A 15,060-nucleotide genomic window follows, 5' to 3' on the forward strand; every position below is an offset into this window, starting at 1 on the left:
GCCGTCACCGCCAGCACACGGAGTCCTGCATGCCCTTCTCCAGTACCGCTCGACGGCACGCCGCCATCATCGATGCGCTTCACCGCTCCCAGGCGATGGTCGAATTCGCCCCCGACGGCACCCTCCTCGAGGCCAATGACCGCTTCCTGGAAGCCAGCGGCTACCGCCTCGAGGAGCTCCGGGGACAGCACCATCGCCGGCTCTGCGACCCCGGCTACGCCGCCGGCCCCGAATACCGCGATTTCTGGGCGCAATTGAACGCCGGCAGGAGCATCAGCGGGCGCTTTCGTCGCTTCGACCGGTCGGGGCGGGAGCTCTGGCTCGAGGCCACTTACAGTCCGGTACTCGACCGCGCGGGACGGGTACGGCGCATCGTCAAGCTCGCCAGCGTCATCACCGAGAAGGTGCAGCGGGAACAGGACATGCGCAGCCGTCTCGACGCGCTGGATCGCTCCACGGCGATCGTCGAGTTCACGCCGGACGGCCATATCCTGACCGCCAACGACAACTTCCTGGCCACCGTGGGCTACGACCGGGAGGCCCTGACCGGGGCCCATCACCGGATGCTCTGCGACCCCGAATATGCGGCCAGCGCCGACTATCGCGACTTCTGGGCGCGACTCAACGCCGGCGAGTTCTTCTCCGGGCAGTTCCGGCGCGTCGACAGCCGGGGGCGCGAGCTGTGGCTGGAGGCCACCTACAACCCGGTCTTCGACACCCAGGGGCGCCTGTACAAGGTGATCAAGTTCGCCAGCGACATCACCCCGCGCATCCAGCAGCACCGGGCCGAGGCGAACAGCGCCCGAGTCGCCTATCGCATCTCGGCGGCGACGGAGATCAGCGCCAACGACGGCTCGCGCATCATCGGCGACGCCATCAGCGAGATCCGCCACATCGCCGAGGCGATCGGCCAGGCCTCCGGAGTCATCGACGAGCTGGCCGAGCGCTCCCAGGACATCACCCGGGTGATCGAGAGCATCCATCACATCGCCGAACAGACCAACCTGCTGGCGCTCAACGCCGCCATTGAGGCCGCCCGCGCCGGCGAACACGGCCGCGGCTTCGCCGTGGTCTCCCACGAGGTGCGCCAGCTCTCGGTCAGCACCACCGAGGCGACCCGCGACATCGTCGCCACCATCGACACCCTGCGCACGCTCGGCCAGCAGGCTCACGAAAGCATGCAGACCTGCCTGGCTCGCGCGGACAGCGGCGTGCAACTGGCAGGTACCGCCGGCGAGACGATCCAGCGTATCCGCGAGGGCGCCAACGATGCCGTACTGGCCATCGAACGCTTCTCCGCGACCCTGGCCGACGATGACGCCCTCGACACGGCGACCGATGCCGACCTGTCGGCGCTGGCCCCGCCGACAGCGGCCCGCGCCCCGGCGCTGGCCGCGGGCTGACGCTCAGGACGACGGGAGCAGGCGCTCGAGCAGGTCGCGGGTGACGAAGCCGTCCGGAATCTCGCCCTGCTGGCGCTGGTAGTCACGTACGCCGCTGCGGGTGGCGGGGCCGATCACGCCGTCCGGCGTGCCGGTGTCGAAGCCCCGTGCGTTGAGGGCCTGCTGCAGCTGGCGGATCTGGGCATGCGACAGGGCGGCCTGATCCCGGGGCCAGTCGGTCTGCACCCCCGGCCGCCCCGCCAGGCGATCGGCCAGCAGTCCCACGGCCAGGGCGTAGCTTGTCGAGGCGTTGTAGCGCAGGATCACCCGGAAATTGTGGCCGACCAGGAACGCCGGCCCTTGGGCACCGGCCGGGGCGATCACCGAGGCGGCCTCGAAGGTCGGCAGGGCATCGCCGCCTACCGTCGTCACGCCGCGCCCGGCCCAGTCCGAGCTCGGCGCGCGCACGTCGAGCTCCGTCCGCGCATAGTCGAACCCGCGGGGCAGACGCACCTCGACGCCCCAGGGCTCGCCTCGGCGCCAGCCGGCCTCAGCCAGGTAATCGGCAGTGGAGGCCATGACATCGGGAATGCTGCCCCAGATGTCGCGGCGCCCGTCACCGTCGGCGTCCCGGGCGTGCCGCTCGAAGCTCGACGGCAGGAACTGGGTGTGCCCCATGGCGCCGGCCCAGGAGCCGCGCATGTGCGCCCGGTCGATGTCGCCCCGGGCGAGGATGCGCAGCGCCGCCATCAACTCGCGCCGCGCGAAGTCCGGCCGCCGCCCGTCGTAGCCCAGGGTGGCCAGGGCATCGATGGTCGAGACGTCCCCGAAGTGCTCGCCGTAGCTGCTCTCGATGCCCCAGATCGCCACCAGGATCGGCGCCGGCACGCCGGTGCGCGTCGCGGCGGCCTCGATGACCGACCGATGGGCCTGCCAGCGGTCGTGCCCCCGGCGGATGCGGGCCGGCGAGACCGCGCCGTCCAGATAGGTCCATACCCGGCGGGAAAACTCCGGCTGGGCGCGATCACGGCGGATGACCTCGGGCAGGTAGGTGGCGTCGTCGAAGGCTGCCGCCAGGGTCGCGGCGTCGATGCCGGCGGCCGCCGCCTCGCGACGGAAATCGGCCACCCAGGCGGCGAAGCTGGGCGCCGTCGGGCGCGCCGGCGCCATGGACGCGGCATCGCGCGAAGGCGTGCCGGCGGCGTCAGCGGCGGGAGATGCGGCGCCGGGGCCGCTCTGGCACCCCCACAAGGGCAGCAGCACAACGGACAATAGGCACAGGCGACGGACGGAGAGGCTCATGAGGGGTCCTTGCGTACAGGGGCGGCGTGACGCTTGCCGATGACGAACAAGCGCGCCCATCTTGTCGCAAGCCGCCCCTTGAATCCACGCCCTTTCACCCGCATTGATAGGGCAAATTCGCAGCTATCAAGGCCATCATCATGCCGATCGTCGATCCCCGCACCGGAGCGCCGCTGACGTCGTCCGAATCCCAGTCCAGCCAGGGCGAGTCGATCGACCCGTCCCGCTACATCGTCGACGTCGACATGTCGAACTTCCAGCAGGTGGTGCTGGAAGGTTCCCTCGAGATTCCGGTGGTGCTGGACTGCTGGGCACCGTGGTGCGAGCCCTGCAAGAACCTGATGCCGATTCTCGAGAAGCTGGCCACGGAATATGCCGGCGCCTTCGTGCTGGCCAAGCTCAACATCGAGGACAATCAGCAGATCGCCGCCCAGTTGGGCATCCGTTCGGTGCCGGACGTCAAGCTGATCATGCAGGGGCAGCTCTACGATCAGTTCCAGGGCGCCCTGCCGGAACGCCAGATCCGCGAGTGGCTGGCCAAGTACCTGGAAGCCCCGGCCGAGGCCTCGGCGAGCCCCGAGGAGCAGGCCGAGGCGGCGCTGGCCGCCGGCGATGCCGCCACCGCCAAGGCGATCTATCAGGAGCTGATCCAGGCCTATCCGGATTACCCGGACTACCCGATCGGCCTGGCCAGTGCGCTGGTCGGCGAGGGCCAGGGCGACCAGGCCCGCGAGATTCTCGACAACCTGCCGCCGGAACATCGCGACGGCGCCAAGGCCCGCGGCGTGCGGGCGCGCATCGAGTTCGGCGAGGAAGCGCCGGGCCGCGAGGAACTCGCCGCGCTGGAAGGTCGCGACGACAGCGAGGCCCGCTTCAAGCGCGCCCTGCGCCAGGTCGCCGACGGCGACTACGAGAACGGCCTGGAAGGCCTGCTGGCGCTGCTCAGGCAGGATCGCGGCTACGGCGACGACATCGCCCGCAAGACCCTCCTGCGGGTCTTCGACGCCCTGGGCGCCGATCATCCGCTGACCGTGGCCTATCGCCGCAAGCTCTTCGCCCTGCTCTACTGAGCCCGCGGCCGTCGGGGCCTCCGGCCCCCCCGCTGCCCCAGTCCCAGCGGCGCCCGTGCCTGTCACCCGGCACGGGCGCTTTTTCATGTCCGCCCGCCGAGCACCCCGTCCAGCCGTTCCAGCGCCGCGTCGAGCACGCTCGCCGGGGTGCCGAAGTTCACGCGCACGAAGCCCGGCCAGCCGAAGTCGGCGCCATCGGACAGCGCCACCCGGGCGTCCTCGAGCAGCCGCTGCTGGGGCGAGTCACCCAGGCCCGCCTCGCGCAGGTCGAGCCAAGCCAGATAGGTCGCCTCGGGCGGCGTGGCGCGGACGCCCGGCCAGCCTTCCACCGCCGCGAACAGCCGCCGGCGATTGTCGCGCAGCACGGCCAGCAGCGCCTGCCGCCAGGGCTCGCCGTCGGTATAGGCCACCTCGGCGGCCAGCATGCCCAGCACGTTGACATCGGGCATCGCCCCGCGCATCGCCGCCCGCCAGCGCTCGCGCAGTGCCGGGTCGGGAATCACCGCACAGGCGCAGCCCAGCCCGGCCACGTTGAAGGTCTTCGACGGCGCCCACAGGGTGACGATGCGCGCCGCCAGCTCCGGAAAGAGCGCCGCCAGCGGGCGGTGCGGGGCATCGTCGAGGATCAGGTCGCAGTGCAGCTCGTCGGAGACGATCGTCAGGTCGTGGCGCTCGGCCAGCTCGGCGAGCAACGCCAGCTCGGCGAGGGTCCATACCCGCCCGGTAGGGTTGTGCGGGTGGCACCACAGCAGCAGCCGGGTCTCGGGGGTGATCGCCGCCTCCAGCGCCTCGCGCTCGAGCCGCCAGGGCTCGCCGGACGCCGCCGGTTCGCCGAGCGCCAGCGTCTGCGCGAGCCGACCGTGCTGCTCGGCCACCTTGAGAAACGGCGGATAGATCGGCGTGACCGTCAGCACGCCCTCGCCCGGCTCGGTGAGCAGCCGACAGGCCAGGTGCAGCGCCGGCACCACGCCGGGCAGCCAGACCTGCCACGCGGGGTCGATGGGCCAGTCGTAGTGCGTGGCACTCCAGCGACACAGGGCCTCGCGCAGGCTGTCGGGCGTGGTACCGTAGCCGAACACGCCATGCGCCACCCGCGCCTCGAGCGCCTCGACGATCGCCGGGGGCGAGACGAAGTCCATGTCGGCCACCCACAGCGGCAGCACGTCCGGCGCGTAGCGGTGCCATTTCTGCGACGGATGCCGGCGACGGTCGATGGGCGTGGCAAAATCGAAGGACATGAAACCTCCCGAGACGGATGGATCCTGCAAAAAACGGACACGTGACGCGAACATGCCCGATTCCCTCTTCTATGCCAAGGCCATGCGCGGCGCCTCGCGCCTGGTCGACCACTGGCTGCAGATCGGCCAGGCCGCCCCCGACCGCCTGGCGATGATCCTCGCCGATACCGCACGCCTGGCCGGACTCGGCGAGCCCGAAGACACCCCCGACGGCGCCACCCTGCACGCCTGGAGCCGCGATCAGCGCCCGCCGCTGTGGGCGGCACGCACGGCGCTGTTCCTGCTGGTGCAGATGCCCTCGCGCCCCGTGCCGCGCGACGCCTACGAGGGCTGCGCCTGGGCCTACTGCTGGCTGCGCAACCGCGAGTTCGCCTCGCTCGAGGCGGCCCGCGACGCCCTGCCCGAGCACCTCCGGGACACGCTGGAGGCGCCGCTGGCCGAGGCCTGGGCCGACCAGCGCGGCCGGCGCCTCGTCTAGGGTTTGTCCGAAAAGTCGGCGAGCGACGATCAGGCAAGGCAAAAATCAGCGAAAAAGCGGAGTTTACAGGGTGTAAATGAGCATTTTGAGCTGATTTTTAACGCCGCATGGTCGAGCGCAGCCAGTTTTCAGACAAAGCCTAGTGCAGGAGAGATGCCCCGACAGCTCGGGCCCTGAAGGGAGGCGTGCGGGAGAGGATTCATCCTCGACTGCGGCGGCCCGGTGGCGGATTCATCGCGACTGAAGTCGCTCCCACGGCCTGGCTCCGGGCGTCCCCCTGTCGAGCGATCACACCCCAGGGTATCCAGCCTAAAGGGGAATGGCGGCACGGCCGCACTGCCTCTAGCGTAGAGGGCTTTTGTGCCGCCGAGGGCGCGGCCTTACGGGTTTCGAGGAGAGCGATGGACGTCTCGTTGTTGCTGCAGGTCAGCAAGCTGCTGGTGTCGATCGGCGTGGTGCTCGGGCTGTCGCTGGTCGCCGAGCGCCTGAGCACCCGCGTGGCCGGGCTGCTGTCCGGCTACCCGCTGGGCACCGCCATCGCGCTGTTCTTCATCGGCGTGGAGATCGGTCCGGGCTTCGCCGCCGAGAGCGCCGTGCATACCCTGGCCGGCTTCACCGCGACCCTGGCGCTGGGCGGCGGCTACCTGCTGTGCGGCCGCCGCGACGGCCTGCCCGGCGTGCTGCTGGGCACCGCTGGCGGCCTCGTCGCCTGGCTGGCCGCCAGTGCCGTGCTGGCGGCCATCGACTTCACCCGGGTGAGCGGCACGCTGACCACCCTGGTGGCCATCGCGCTGTTCATCGGCCTCTACCGGGGCATCCCCGAGCGTCCCGCCACCGGCCGGCGCGCCTTCTCGTGGGCGGCGCTGGCGTTTCGCGCCGGGCTCGCCGCCGCCATCATCTTCCTCATCACCGGCCTGGCGCACGTGCTGCCGGCGGCCTGGGCCGGGCTGCTCTCGGCCTTCCCGGTGACCATGTTCCCGTTCCTGGTGATCCTGCACCTGACCCACGGCGCCGGCCCCACCGCCACGGTCATCAAGCACTACCCGGCGGGCCTGGGCTCGCTGCTCAGCTATGCGCTGTGCGTGTCGCTGACCTACGACGACTGGGGGCTCGCCGCCGGCACCCTGGCCGGCTTCGCCGCGGCCACCCTGTGGCTGCTGGTCTGGACGCGCCTGCAGGCGCTGCATCGGCGCCGGCAGCTGGGCGAGGCGGCTTGACCGCACCCGCCGCGGGATGGATGCTGAGCCGTCGACAAGGAGTTCGCCATGTTTACCCAGACCCTGACGCCGACCTTCAGCGACACCGATGCGCTCGGCCATATCAACAACACCCGGATTCCGGTGTGGTTCGAGCTGGGCCGCAACGACGTCTGCCGCCTGTTCACCCCGGACCTGGACCCGCGCCACTGGGTGCTGATCCTGGCCCGCATGGAGATCGAGTACCGCGCCGAGCTGTTCTTCAATGCGCCGATCGAGATGCGCACCGGCATCGCGCGCATCGGCACCAGCTCGTTCACCGTCGAGCAGACGCTGCACCAGCATGGCCGCCTCGGGGCCGAGGGGCGCACGGTGATGATCCATTTCGACCACGCCGCCAAGCAGGCCCGGCCGATTCCCGAGGCGATCCGCGAGGCCCTGGAGGCCCACCGCATCACCGCCGCCGAGGCGGCCACGTGACCCCGGCCATCCGCCGGCTCGAGCAGGCCGGGGTCGCCTTCGCGGTGCACGAGTACGCCCACGATCCCGCGACACCGGCCTACGGCCAGGAGGCCGCCGAGGCGCTGGGCCTGTCGCCCGACACGGTCTTCAAGACCCTGCTCGCCCGGCTCGACGGGCAGCGCCTGGCGGTGGCGATCGTGCCGGTCTCCGCCAGCCTGGACCTCAAGGCGCTGGCGCGGGCCGCCGGAGCCAAGAAGGCCGCCATGGCCGAGGTCGCCGACGCCCAGCGCGCCACCGGCTACGTGGTCGGCGGCATCAGCCCGCTGGGCCAGAAGCAGCGCCTGGCGACCTTCCTCGATGCCAGCGCCGAGACCCTGGGCCGCCTCCACGTCAGCGGCGGGCGCCGGGGCCTGGAGATCGCCCTGGCCCCCGCCGACCTGCAGCGCCTCACCGGGGCACGCCTGGTCACCATCGCGCGTCGCTGAGCCGCACCCCGACCGGGAGCTTTCCCATGGCAATCCGTTACGACCTGTGGCTCTTCCCCGACGACGTCGAGCGCCACCGTCGGGTGGAGGGCGAGCTCGAGCGCTACTTCCTCGAGCGCTTCGCCGACTATCCGCACATCCGCTTGTTCGACGCCGACCCCTACGATTATGATGCGCCGTTCAATCGCCTTTACGATGCCCTGATCGCCCGCGCCACCGACTATTGCGCACGGGAGTGGGCCTACACGCCGACCCCCGCGCAGCTCAACCAGGCCTTCTTTCGCGCGGTGGCGCGCTCGACCAAATTCCTGCGGAACCCCAGTGATGCTGATCCGAACCGACGTCCCCCCCGATGAGCGGCAACTGGCGATCATCGCCGAGCAACTCGGCCGCGCCCCGCGCGGCATCCAGGCCGTCACCGCCACCGATGGCGAAGGCACCCCGCTGGTGCTGCGCATGGAGTCGATCGTCGACGACAAGCCCTTCCCCACCCTCTACTGGCTGTGCTCCGAGCGCCTCAAGATCGAGCTGTCGCGGATCGAGGCGGCCGGGGTGATCAAGCAGCTCGAGGCGCGCCTGCAGGACGACGCCGAGTTCCTCGCCGCCTATCGCCGCAGTCACGAGGACTATGTCGCGCGGCGCTGGGCGAGCATGCACCCCGAGCACCGCCGCCTGGCCGCCGAGCGCGGCTACGAGACGCTCTTCCGCGAGCGCGGCATCGGCGGCATCGCCAACTGGAACCAGGTGCGCTGTCTGCATACCCAGTACGCCCATCATCTGGCCGGCGACAACGTGATCGGCCAGTGGCTCGACCGGGAGTACGGCGTGATCGACTGCCTGCCCTGACCCCGCCGCCTCAAGGAGTTCTGCATGCCCAACGTCTGTGTCTATCTGGGATCCCGCGAGGGCAAGGCCCCGCATTTTCGCGACGCCGCGATCGCGCTGGGCCGGGCGATCGCCGAGCGCGGCTGGGGGCTGGTCTACGGCGGCGCCCGGGTCGGCCTGATGGGGGCCGTCGCCGATGCCGCCCTGGCCGCCGGCGGCCGGGTCATCGGCGTGATTCCGCATCACCTGGTCGATCGCGAGATGGCCCACGAGGGGCTGAGCGAGCTGATCCGGGTCGACGACATGCACGAGCGCAAGGCCGCCATGGCCGCCCAGGCCGATGGCTTCGTCGCCCTGCCCGGCGGGATCGGCACCCTCGAGGAGCTGTTCGAGGCATGGACCTGGCAGTACCTGGGGCTGCACGACAAGCCGGTGGGCGTGCTCGACGTCGACGGCTTCTACCGGCCGCTGCTGCACTTCCTCGACCATGCCGTCGACTGCGGCTTCCTCAACGCCGAGACCCGTGCCCGTCTCGTCGCCGCCGAGACCCCACCGGCACTGCTCGACCGTCTGCTGCCTGCCGACGCCCGCCTGTCGTGACGACGGCCGCCTCGCTTGGGTAGAGTGGAACGTCCCCAACAGCGAGGAGAGACGCATGTTCGCCATCGCCATCGATGACCAGCAGGGGTTGAACTGGCAGGAACAGGAGGCACCGCCGCGGCCCGGCCCCGGAGACGTGCGGATTCAGGTGGCCTGGGCCGGCATGAATCGCGCCGACCTGATGCAGCGGGCGGGCCACTACCCGCCGCCGCCGGGCGTGACCGACACCCTCGGCCTGGAAATCAGCGGCACGGTGGTCGAGGCCGGCCCGCGCGTCGAACGGCTGCGCCCGGGCGACAAGGTCTGCGCCCTGCTGGCCGGCGGCGGCTACGCCGAGGAGGTGGTCGTCGACGCCGCCCAGGTGCTGCCGCTGCCCGCGGGCCTGGGGCTGCGGGAGGCCGCGGCCCTGCCCGAGGTCTTCGCCACGGCCTGGCTCAACCTGTTCATGGAGGGCGGGCTGCGCCACGTCGACGGCAGGCCCGAGCGGGTTCTGCTGCATGCCGGGGCCAGCGGCGTGGGGACCGCCGCGATCCAGCTCTGCAAGGCCTTCGACTACCCCTGCTTCGTGACGGTGGGCAGCGAGGCCAAGGTGGAGGCCTGCCGCCGCCTCGGTGCCGAGGCGGGCTGGAATCGCCACGACGGCAGCTTCGTCGACGCGGTCCGCGACTGGGGCGGTGCGGATGTCATCCTCGACCCGGTGGGGGCCGGCTACCTGGCGGACAATCAGCGCGTGCTGAACCAGGACGGCCGGCTGGTGCTGATCGGCCTGATGGGCGGGCGCACCGCCGAGCTGGACATGGGCCGCATGCTCATGAAACGCCAGCGCTTCATCGGTTCCACCCTGCGCAGCAAGTCGCCGCGCGCCAAGGGGGCCATTCTCGACAGCCTGCACACCCACGTCTGGCCGCGTCTGAGCCGTGGCGAGATACGCCCGCTGATCGACCGCGACTGGCCGATCCAGCAGGCGGAGGCCGCGATGGCCTATCTGGAAAGCAACGAAAGCACCGGCAAGGTGCTGCTGGCGGTCAGCGGCGAGGGCTAAGCTTTGTCTGAAAACTGGCTGTGCTCGATCATACTGCGTTAAAAATCAGCTCAAAATGCTCATTTACACCTCGTAAACTCCGCTTTTTCGCTGATTTTTGCCTTGCCTGATCTTCGCTCGCCGACTTTTCGGACAAACCTTGGTGCCCTGCCGGAATCGCCTCAGGGAGGCGCGTCGCGGCGCATCGTCTCGACCGCCTCCCGGGTGCGCAGGTAGGTCAGCTGCAGCAGGCGGGCATCCTCGCCGGCGCGGTGGCGCTGGATGCCACGCTCCCGGATCAGGGCTTCCTTGGTGCGCTTCCAGGCCGCCAGCTGCGCATCGCACAGCAGGGAGCGCAGCGCCTCGAGGCGAAAGCGGGGCAGCATCCCGGCGTGGTGGAACAGCAGCGACAGCCAGGTATTGTCGTAGCCCCAGCTGTCGCTGTAGGCGATGCCCGCCTCGCTCAGTTCGTCGTTGAGCCAGCGCGCCACTTCCTTCACCGGGTAGCCCTCGCGGGCCAGGCGATCGCGGCTGATGCCGTGCAGCAGCTCCGCCTTGGGATCCCAGTGCGTCCATTCCGCCTGCGGCTGGATCAGGAAGGCACAGACGCTGCCGTCGCCCCGGGCCAGGCCGATCTCGATGGGATAGCTGCCGCGGCCAAAGCCGGACGCTTCGATATCGAGGAGAATGGGCAGCGTCACATCAGCGGTCCTTTGTCATTGACGAACGATGCCCGGCCCGGAGTCGGGACGTTCCGGAGCGCGAGCAGACGAGCGCGCCGGTGACTGCCGCCCGGGGCGCAGTCACCGGCTCTCGCCAGCTATCTAGCCTAAGGGGTTGTGGCCTCGGGGGCGAGCCCCGGGAGCCGAATTCCCGTCAGTGGGTCAGCGCACCGGGCTCGGCGTGAGTCTCGCCGAGCTGGTGGCGCTCGGCCAGCGCCTGCCACTGGGCGGCCCGCCGCGGGTCCACGGACAGGCCCAGCTCGCCACGCCGATAGGCCTCCGCCAGGCGCCGGGCCGCCGGGGCATAACCGGCCTCGCCGGCACGGGCATACCAGGTCACGGCATGGTCGTCGCGGCGCGGATACTGCGCGCAGCCATGCTCGTAGATGGAGGCCGCCTGGTACTGGGCCTGGACATCGCCGGTCTGGGCGGCCTGCAACACGTAACGGGCGCCCTTGGCCTTGTCCTGGGGGGAGATGCCGCGCTGGAAGAGCATGTGCCCGTAGACGGAAAGCGCGGTGATGTGACCGGCCTCGGCACAACGCTGGAACAGGCGCATCGTCAGACGCTGGGTACGCGGCGAACGCGGCAGCCAGCGAGTATGGAAGAGTTGTTCGGCCAGCCGAAATTCGAGCCGGGTGAACAGGGAAGATGCCTGCGGCATGGCGATAGACCTTGATCGAGTTTGCCTTGGGTGACGACGCCGACCTTGCTCCACCCCTGAGCCCAGTCCACGCCTCATCTCCTGACTGCCAACCGTCCGGACCTCCGCCGGAGCGACGGGGCGCAAGCATACGCCCACCTCAGGCCCGACTCAACCCCCGTTTGCCGCCCTTTTCGCCCCCCGTTACCATGCGTTTTTCCCCACTTCACGGAGTCCTCATATGGAGTACCGTCCGCTAGGCAACACGGGCCTCGATGTCAGCCGTCTGTGCCTGGGCACGATGACGTTCGGCGAGCAGAACAGCGAGGCCGACGCCCACCAGCAGCTCGACCGCGCCGTCGCGTTCGGCATCAACTTCATCGACACGGCCGAGATGTACCCGGTGCCGCCCCGGGCCGAGACCCAGGGACTCACCGAGGCCTACATCGGCACCTGGCTCAAGGCCCGCGGCAAGCGCGATGACGTGCTCCTTGCCACCAAGGCCGCCGGCCCGCGTCTCGCGCATATCCGCGGCGGCCCGCGCTTCACCCGCGAGCACCTGCACGCCGCGGTCGACGACAGCCTGGCCCGGCTGCAGACCGACTATGTCGACCTCTACCAGCTGCACTGGCCGGACCGCAGCACCAACACCTTCGGCAAGCTCGGCTACACACCCGACCCCGACGAGGACGTCACGCCGCTGGAGGAGACCCTGGCCGCGCTCAAGGAGCTGGTGGACGCCGGCAAGATCCGCGCCATCGGGCTGTCCAACGAGACGCCCTGGGGCGTGATGCGCTGTCTGCAGCTGGCCGAGACGCAGGGCCTGCCGCGAGTCGCCAGCATCCAGAACCCCTACAGTCTGCTCAACCGCAGCTTCGAGGTGGGGCTGGCGGAGATCGCCCACCGCGAGAACGTCGGTCTGCTGGCCTACTCGCCGCTGGCCTTCGGTGTGCTGTCGGGCAAGTATCTCGACGGCGCCCGCCCGCCGCAGGGCCGGTTGACCCTGTTCGAGCGCTTCCAGCGCTACACGTCCGATGTCGCCGAGGAGGCGACCCGCGCCTACGTCGACATTGCACGTCGCCACGGCCTTGATCCAGCGCAGATGGCGCTGGCCTTCGTCAACTCGCGCCCCTTCCTGACCAGCAACATCATCGGCGCCACGACCCTGGAACAGCTCGAGAGCAATCTGGCGAGCGAGTCCCTGTCGCTCGACAGTGCCGTGCTCGAGGAGATCGAGGCCGTCCACCGGCGGATCTCCAACCCCTGCCCGTGAGGCTATGAGGCCGATAGCGGGGGCCGTATCGGCCCCCGCCGCCACGCTTGGTATACTCGCCGACCTGAACCCGCGCCGCTTCAGGAGCCCCGCATGCTGAGCGTGATTTCTCCGGCCAAGACGCTGGATTTCGACACCCCGCCGACCACGGCGCACTACACCCAGCCGGACTATCTGGAACACAGCCAGACGCTGATCGATATCCTGCGCGAGTACTCGCCGCAGCAGCTGGCCGAACTCATGGGCATCAGCGACAAGCTGGCCGGTCTCAACGCCGCCCGCTATGGCGAGTGGCAACCGCCCTTCACGCCCGACAACGCCAAGCCTGCCGCCCAGGCCTTCCAGGGCGATGTGTATGTGGGGCTGGATGCGCCCGGCTTCAGCGAGGCCGACAATGCCTTCGCCCAGGACCATCTGCGCATCCTCTCGGGGCTCTACGGCCTGCTGCGTCCGCTGGACCTGATCCAGCCCTATCGCCTGGAGATGGGGACGCGCCTGTCCAATCCGGCCGGCAAGGACCTCTACGCCTTCTGGAAGGCGCGCCTGACCGCGGATCTGGACGCGGCCGTGGCCGCCAGCGGCACGCCGGTGCTGGTCAACCTCGCCTCCAACGAGTACTTCAAGGCCATCGATACCCGACGGCTTGCGGCCCGGGTCATCTCGCCGGTGTTCAAGGACGCCAAGAACGGCCAGTACAAGATCATCAGCTTCTACGCCAAGAAGGCCCGCGGGCTGATGAGCGCCTGGCTGATTCGGGAGCGCATCGACGACCCCGAGGCGCTGAAGGCCTTCGACGTGGCGGGCTACCATTATTCGGCGGAGCAGTCGAAGGAAAACGCGCCGGTCTTCGTGCGCGAGGAACAGGCGCGCGCCTGACCGGCCATCGGCGGCCAGAGCCGCCGATTTTCCGCACTGCGGTTCACGCCATGTTCAGTCAGAGCCGGTAGAATGGGTAGGCTGTTTCACCCTTCTGGAGACTGTCCATGCGTAACCTGTTCGTCATGCTGCTGGTCGGCCTGCTCGGCTTCGGACTGGCGGTTGATCACGCCGAGGCGCGCCGCCTGGGAGGCGGCAAGAGCATCGGCTCCTATTCCCGCTCCACCAGCAGCCACAGCACTACCACCCAGCGCAGCACCGGCACCACTCACAGCAAGCCGTCCAAGGGGCTGTCGCGCTTTGCCGGCCCGCTGGCCGGCATGCTCGCCGGCGGCCTGCTGGCCTCGCTGTTCTTCGGCGGCGCCTTCGATGGCTTCCGCTTCATGGATATCCTGCTGATCGCGCTGATCGCCTGGCTGGCCTTCCGCTTCCTGCGGGCACGCCGGGCCGCGACCGCCAGTGGCCCGCATCATCAGGCCCGCAACACCCACACGTTCGGCAATGGCAATGACGATAGCGCGCCCGGCCCCTTCGGCACTGCCGGCGGCGTCGGTGGTGGCGCGGCGAGCACGCCGAGCTGGTTCAACAAGGAGCGTTTTCTCAACGAGGCCAAGCAGCACTTCATGGAGCTGCAGCGGGCCTGGGACAACAACGACCTGCCCAAGATCCAGGACTATGTGACGCCCTCGCTCTACAATCTGCTGCGTGAACAGCGCGCCAACGAACCGGCAAACAACCGCACCGAGATCGTGCGTTTGTTCGTCGAACTCGGCGATGTGCGCGAGCACGGCACGCAGGCCGAAGCCTCGGTGATCTTCCACGGCATCATGGACGAGAACGGGGAACACAACGAGTTCAACGAGACCTGGCACCTGGTCCGGGAGCTGCGCGACGGTGCCCCCTGGCACATCCAGGGCATCGAGCAGAACCCGAGCTGACCGCCCATCCTGCCAAACGCAAAAAGCCAGCCGATGTCGGCTGGCTTTTTTGATGGGCGGAAGCCCCGGCGTTGAGGCGTGGCTTCAGTTCTGGGCGTCCTCCGCCGCATTCTGAACATCCTCGCCCATTTCCTCGACGCTGTCGCCGGCGTTCTCCGCCGCCTGGTCGACGTTCTCGCCGGCTTCCTCGGCAGGGCCGTCATCGTCACAGGCCGCCAGGCCGCCCAGCGTCAGGGCCATCAGCAGAACCAGTCCCGCCTTGCGCAGCTTGCTTGCGTGCATCTTCTCCTCCTGAGAAACGTGTCGGGTTTGCCCTGTCCACCTTAATCGGCTTATCCAAAAAACGCCAATATGCTGGGCGGTGGGGTCCGATCAACCGCATCTCGTTGCCGGGTGGCAGGATTGTCCGGATGGGCGGCATGTCGACGATGGGGGGCGCGTTCCGGCGGTGCGCGGAGGATGCGGCGCCCGCCGGCAGCCCGGCAGGGCTGCCGGGATCGGCCGAGGGGGAGCCGGCCACATTTCCCGGCCCCAAACGCAAAAACCCCG

General features: G+C 69.6%; 18 protein-coding genes. 13 read left to right on the forward strand and 5 right to left on the reverse strand.

What is annotated here, in order from left to right; translation table 11 throughout:
• Positions 1-29 precede the first annotated feature (29 nt).
• Positions 30-1,403, forward strand: a complete 1,374-nt coding sequence (locus tag ACTCB7_RS10310) for a methyl-accepting chemotaxis protein (RefSeq protein ID WP_463006607.1) — start codon at positions 30-32, stop codon at positions 1,401-1,403.
• A 3-nt stretch (positions 1,404-1,406) separates the two neighbouring features.
• On the opposite strand, the gene ACTCB7_RS10315 is transcribed toward ACTCB7_RS10310, so the two are convergent.
• A complete protein-coding gene (locus tag ACTCB7_RS10315; protein WP_463006608.1) occupies positions 1,407-2,684 on the reverse strand; it encodes a lytic murein transglycosylase in 1,278 nt (425 codons plus the stop codon).
• 140 nt (positions 2,685-2,824) lie between these two features.
• Between ACTCB7_RS10315 and ACTCB7_RS10320 the strand changes: the two genes are divergently transcribed.
• A complete protein-coding gene (locus tag ACTCB7_RS10320; RefSeq protein WP_463006609.1) occupies positions 2,825-3,754 on the forward strand; it encodes a tetratricopeptide repeat protein in 930 nt (309 codons plus the stop codon).
• Positions 3,755-3,837: 83 nt separating this feature from the next.
• On the opposite strand, the gene ACTCB7_RS10325 is transcribed toward ACTCB7_RS10320, so the two are convergent.
• A complete protein-coding gene (locus tag ACTCB7_RS10325; RefSeq protein ID WP_463006610.1) occupies positions 3,838-4,992 on the reverse strand; it encodes a MalY/PatB family protein in 1,155 nt (384 codons plus the stop codon).
• Positions 4,993-5,044: 52 nt separating this feature from the next.
• Between ACTCB7_RS10325 and ACTCB7_RS10330 the strand changes: the two genes are divergently transcribed.
• From ACTCB7_RS10330 to ACTCB7_RS10365, 8 genes are all read left to right on the forward strand, one after another.
• Entirely contained in the window at positions 5,045-5,470 is a 426-nt protein-coding gene (locus ACTCB7_RS10330; RefSeq protein WP_224416444.1) for a hypothetical protein, read from the forward strand.
• 401 nt (positions 5,471-5,871) lie between these two features.
• The gene (locus tag ACTCB7_RS10335) at positions 5,872-6,687 is read left to right on the forward strand and encodes a hypothetical protein (protein ID WP_463006611.1); all 816 of its coding nucleotides are present in this window, start codon (positions 5,872-5,874) and stop codon (positions 6,685-6,687) included.
• 48 nt (positions 6,688-6,735) lie between these two features.
• Positions 6,736-7,146 carry an acyl-CoA thioesterase gene (locus tag ACTCB7_RS10340; protein WP_463006612.1) on the forward strand — a complete coding sequence of 137 codons (411 nt, stop codon included), beginning with the start codon at positions 6,736-6,738 and terminating at the stop codon, positions 7,144-7,146.
• A complete protein-coding gene (ybaK, locus tag ACTCB7_RS10345; protein ID WP_463006613.1) occupies positions 7,143-7,613 on the forward strand; it encodes a Cys-tRNA(Pro) deacylase in 471 nt (156 codons plus the stop codon). Before ACTCB7_RS10340 ends, ybaK begins: the two co-directional genes overlap by 4 nt.
• Positions 7,614-7,639: 26 nt before the next feature.
• The gene (locus ACTCB7_RS10350) at positions 7,640-7,969 is read left to right on the forward strand and encodes a hypothetical protein (protein ID WP_163650357.1); all 330 of its coding nucleotides are present in this window, start codon (positions 7,640-7,642) and stop codon (positions 7,967-7,969) included.
• The gene (locus ACTCB7_RS10355) at positions 7,938-8,459 is read left to right on the forward strand and encodes a DUF501 domain-containing protein (protein ID WP_163650356.1); all 522 of its coding nucleotides are present in this window, start codon (positions 7,938-7,940) and stop codon (positions 8,457-8,459) included. The genes ACTCB7_RS10350 and ACTCB7_RS10355 overlap by 32 nt, the downstream gene beginning before the upstream one ends.
• A 24-nt stretch (positions 8,460-8,483) precedes the next feature.
• Positions 8,484-9,038: an LOG family protein gene (locus tag ACTCB7_RS10360; RefSeq protein ID WP_463006614.1), complete on the forward strand. Its 555-nt coding sequence runs from the start codon at positions 8,484-8,486 to the stop codon at positions 9,036-9,038.
• 55 nt (positions 9,039-9,093) lie between these two features.
• Positions 9,094-10,080: an NAD(P)H-quinone oxidoreductase gene (locus tag ACTCB7_RS10365; protein ID WP_463006615.1), complete on the forward strand. Its 987-nt coding sequence runs from the start codon at positions 9,094-9,096 to the stop codon at positions 10,078-10,080.
• Positions 10,081-10,241: 161 nt separating this feature from the next.
• On the opposite strand, the gene ACTCB7_RS10370 is transcribed toward ACTCB7_RS10365, so the two are convergent.
• Together ACTCB7_RS10370 and ACTCB7_RS10375 are read right to left on the reverse strand one after the other, a co-directional pair.
• Positions 10,242-10,760: a 3'-5' exonuclease gene (locus tag ACTCB7_RS10370; RefSeq protein WP_463006616.1), complete on the reverse strand. Its 519-nt coding sequence runs from the start codon at positions 10,758-10,760 to the stop codon at positions 10,242-10,244.
• Positions 10,761-10,935: 175 nt separating this feature from the next.
• A complete protein-coding gene (locus ACTCB7_RS10375) occupies positions 10,936-11,445 on the reverse strand; it encodes a tetratricopeptide repeat protein (RefSeq protein ID WP_463006617.1) in 510 nt (169 codons plus the stop codon).
• 220 nt (positions 11,446-11,665) lie between these two features.
• Between ACTCB7_RS10375 and ACTCB7_RS10380 the strand changes: the two genes are divergently transcribed.
• From ACTCB7_RS10380 to ACTCB7_RS10390, 3 genes are all read left to right on the forward strand, one after another.
• The gene (locus ACTCB7_RS10380) at positions 11,666-12,697 is read left to right on the forward strand and encodes an NADP(H)-dependent aldo-keto reductase (protein WP_463006618.1); all 1,032 of its coding nucleotides are present in this window, start codon (positions 11,666-11,668) and stop codon (positions 12,695-12,697) included.
• A 93-nt stretch (positions 12,698-12,790) separates the two neighbouring features.
• Positions 12,791-13,573: a peroxide stress protein YaaA gene (gene yaaA / locus ACTCB7_RS10385; protein ID WP_463006619.1), complete on the forward strand. Its 783-nt coding sequence runs from the start codon at positions 12,791-12,793 to the stop codon at positions 13,571-13,573.
• Positions 13,574-13,680: 107 nt separating this feature from the next.
• Positions 13,681-14,511, forward strand: coding sequence for a Tim44 domain-containing protein (locus tag ACTCB7_RS10390; protein WP_463006620.1), 831 nt, complete (start codon positions 13,681-13,683; stop codon positions 14,509-14,511).
• Positions 14,512-14,595: 84 nt separating this feature from the next.
• On the opposite strand, the gene ACTCB7_RS10395 is transcribed toward ACTCB7_RS10390, so the two are convergent.
• The gene (locus tag ACTCB7_RS10395; protein ID WP_463006621.1) at positions 14,596-14,793 is read right to left on the reverse strand and encodes a hypothetical protein; all 198 of its coding nucleotides are present in this window, start codon (positions 14,791-14,793) and stop codon (positions 14,596-14,598) included.
• Between the last annotated feature and the right edge of the window lie 267 nt (positions 14,794-15,060).

It is taken from the genome of Modicisalibacter sp., from assembly GCF_055145905.1.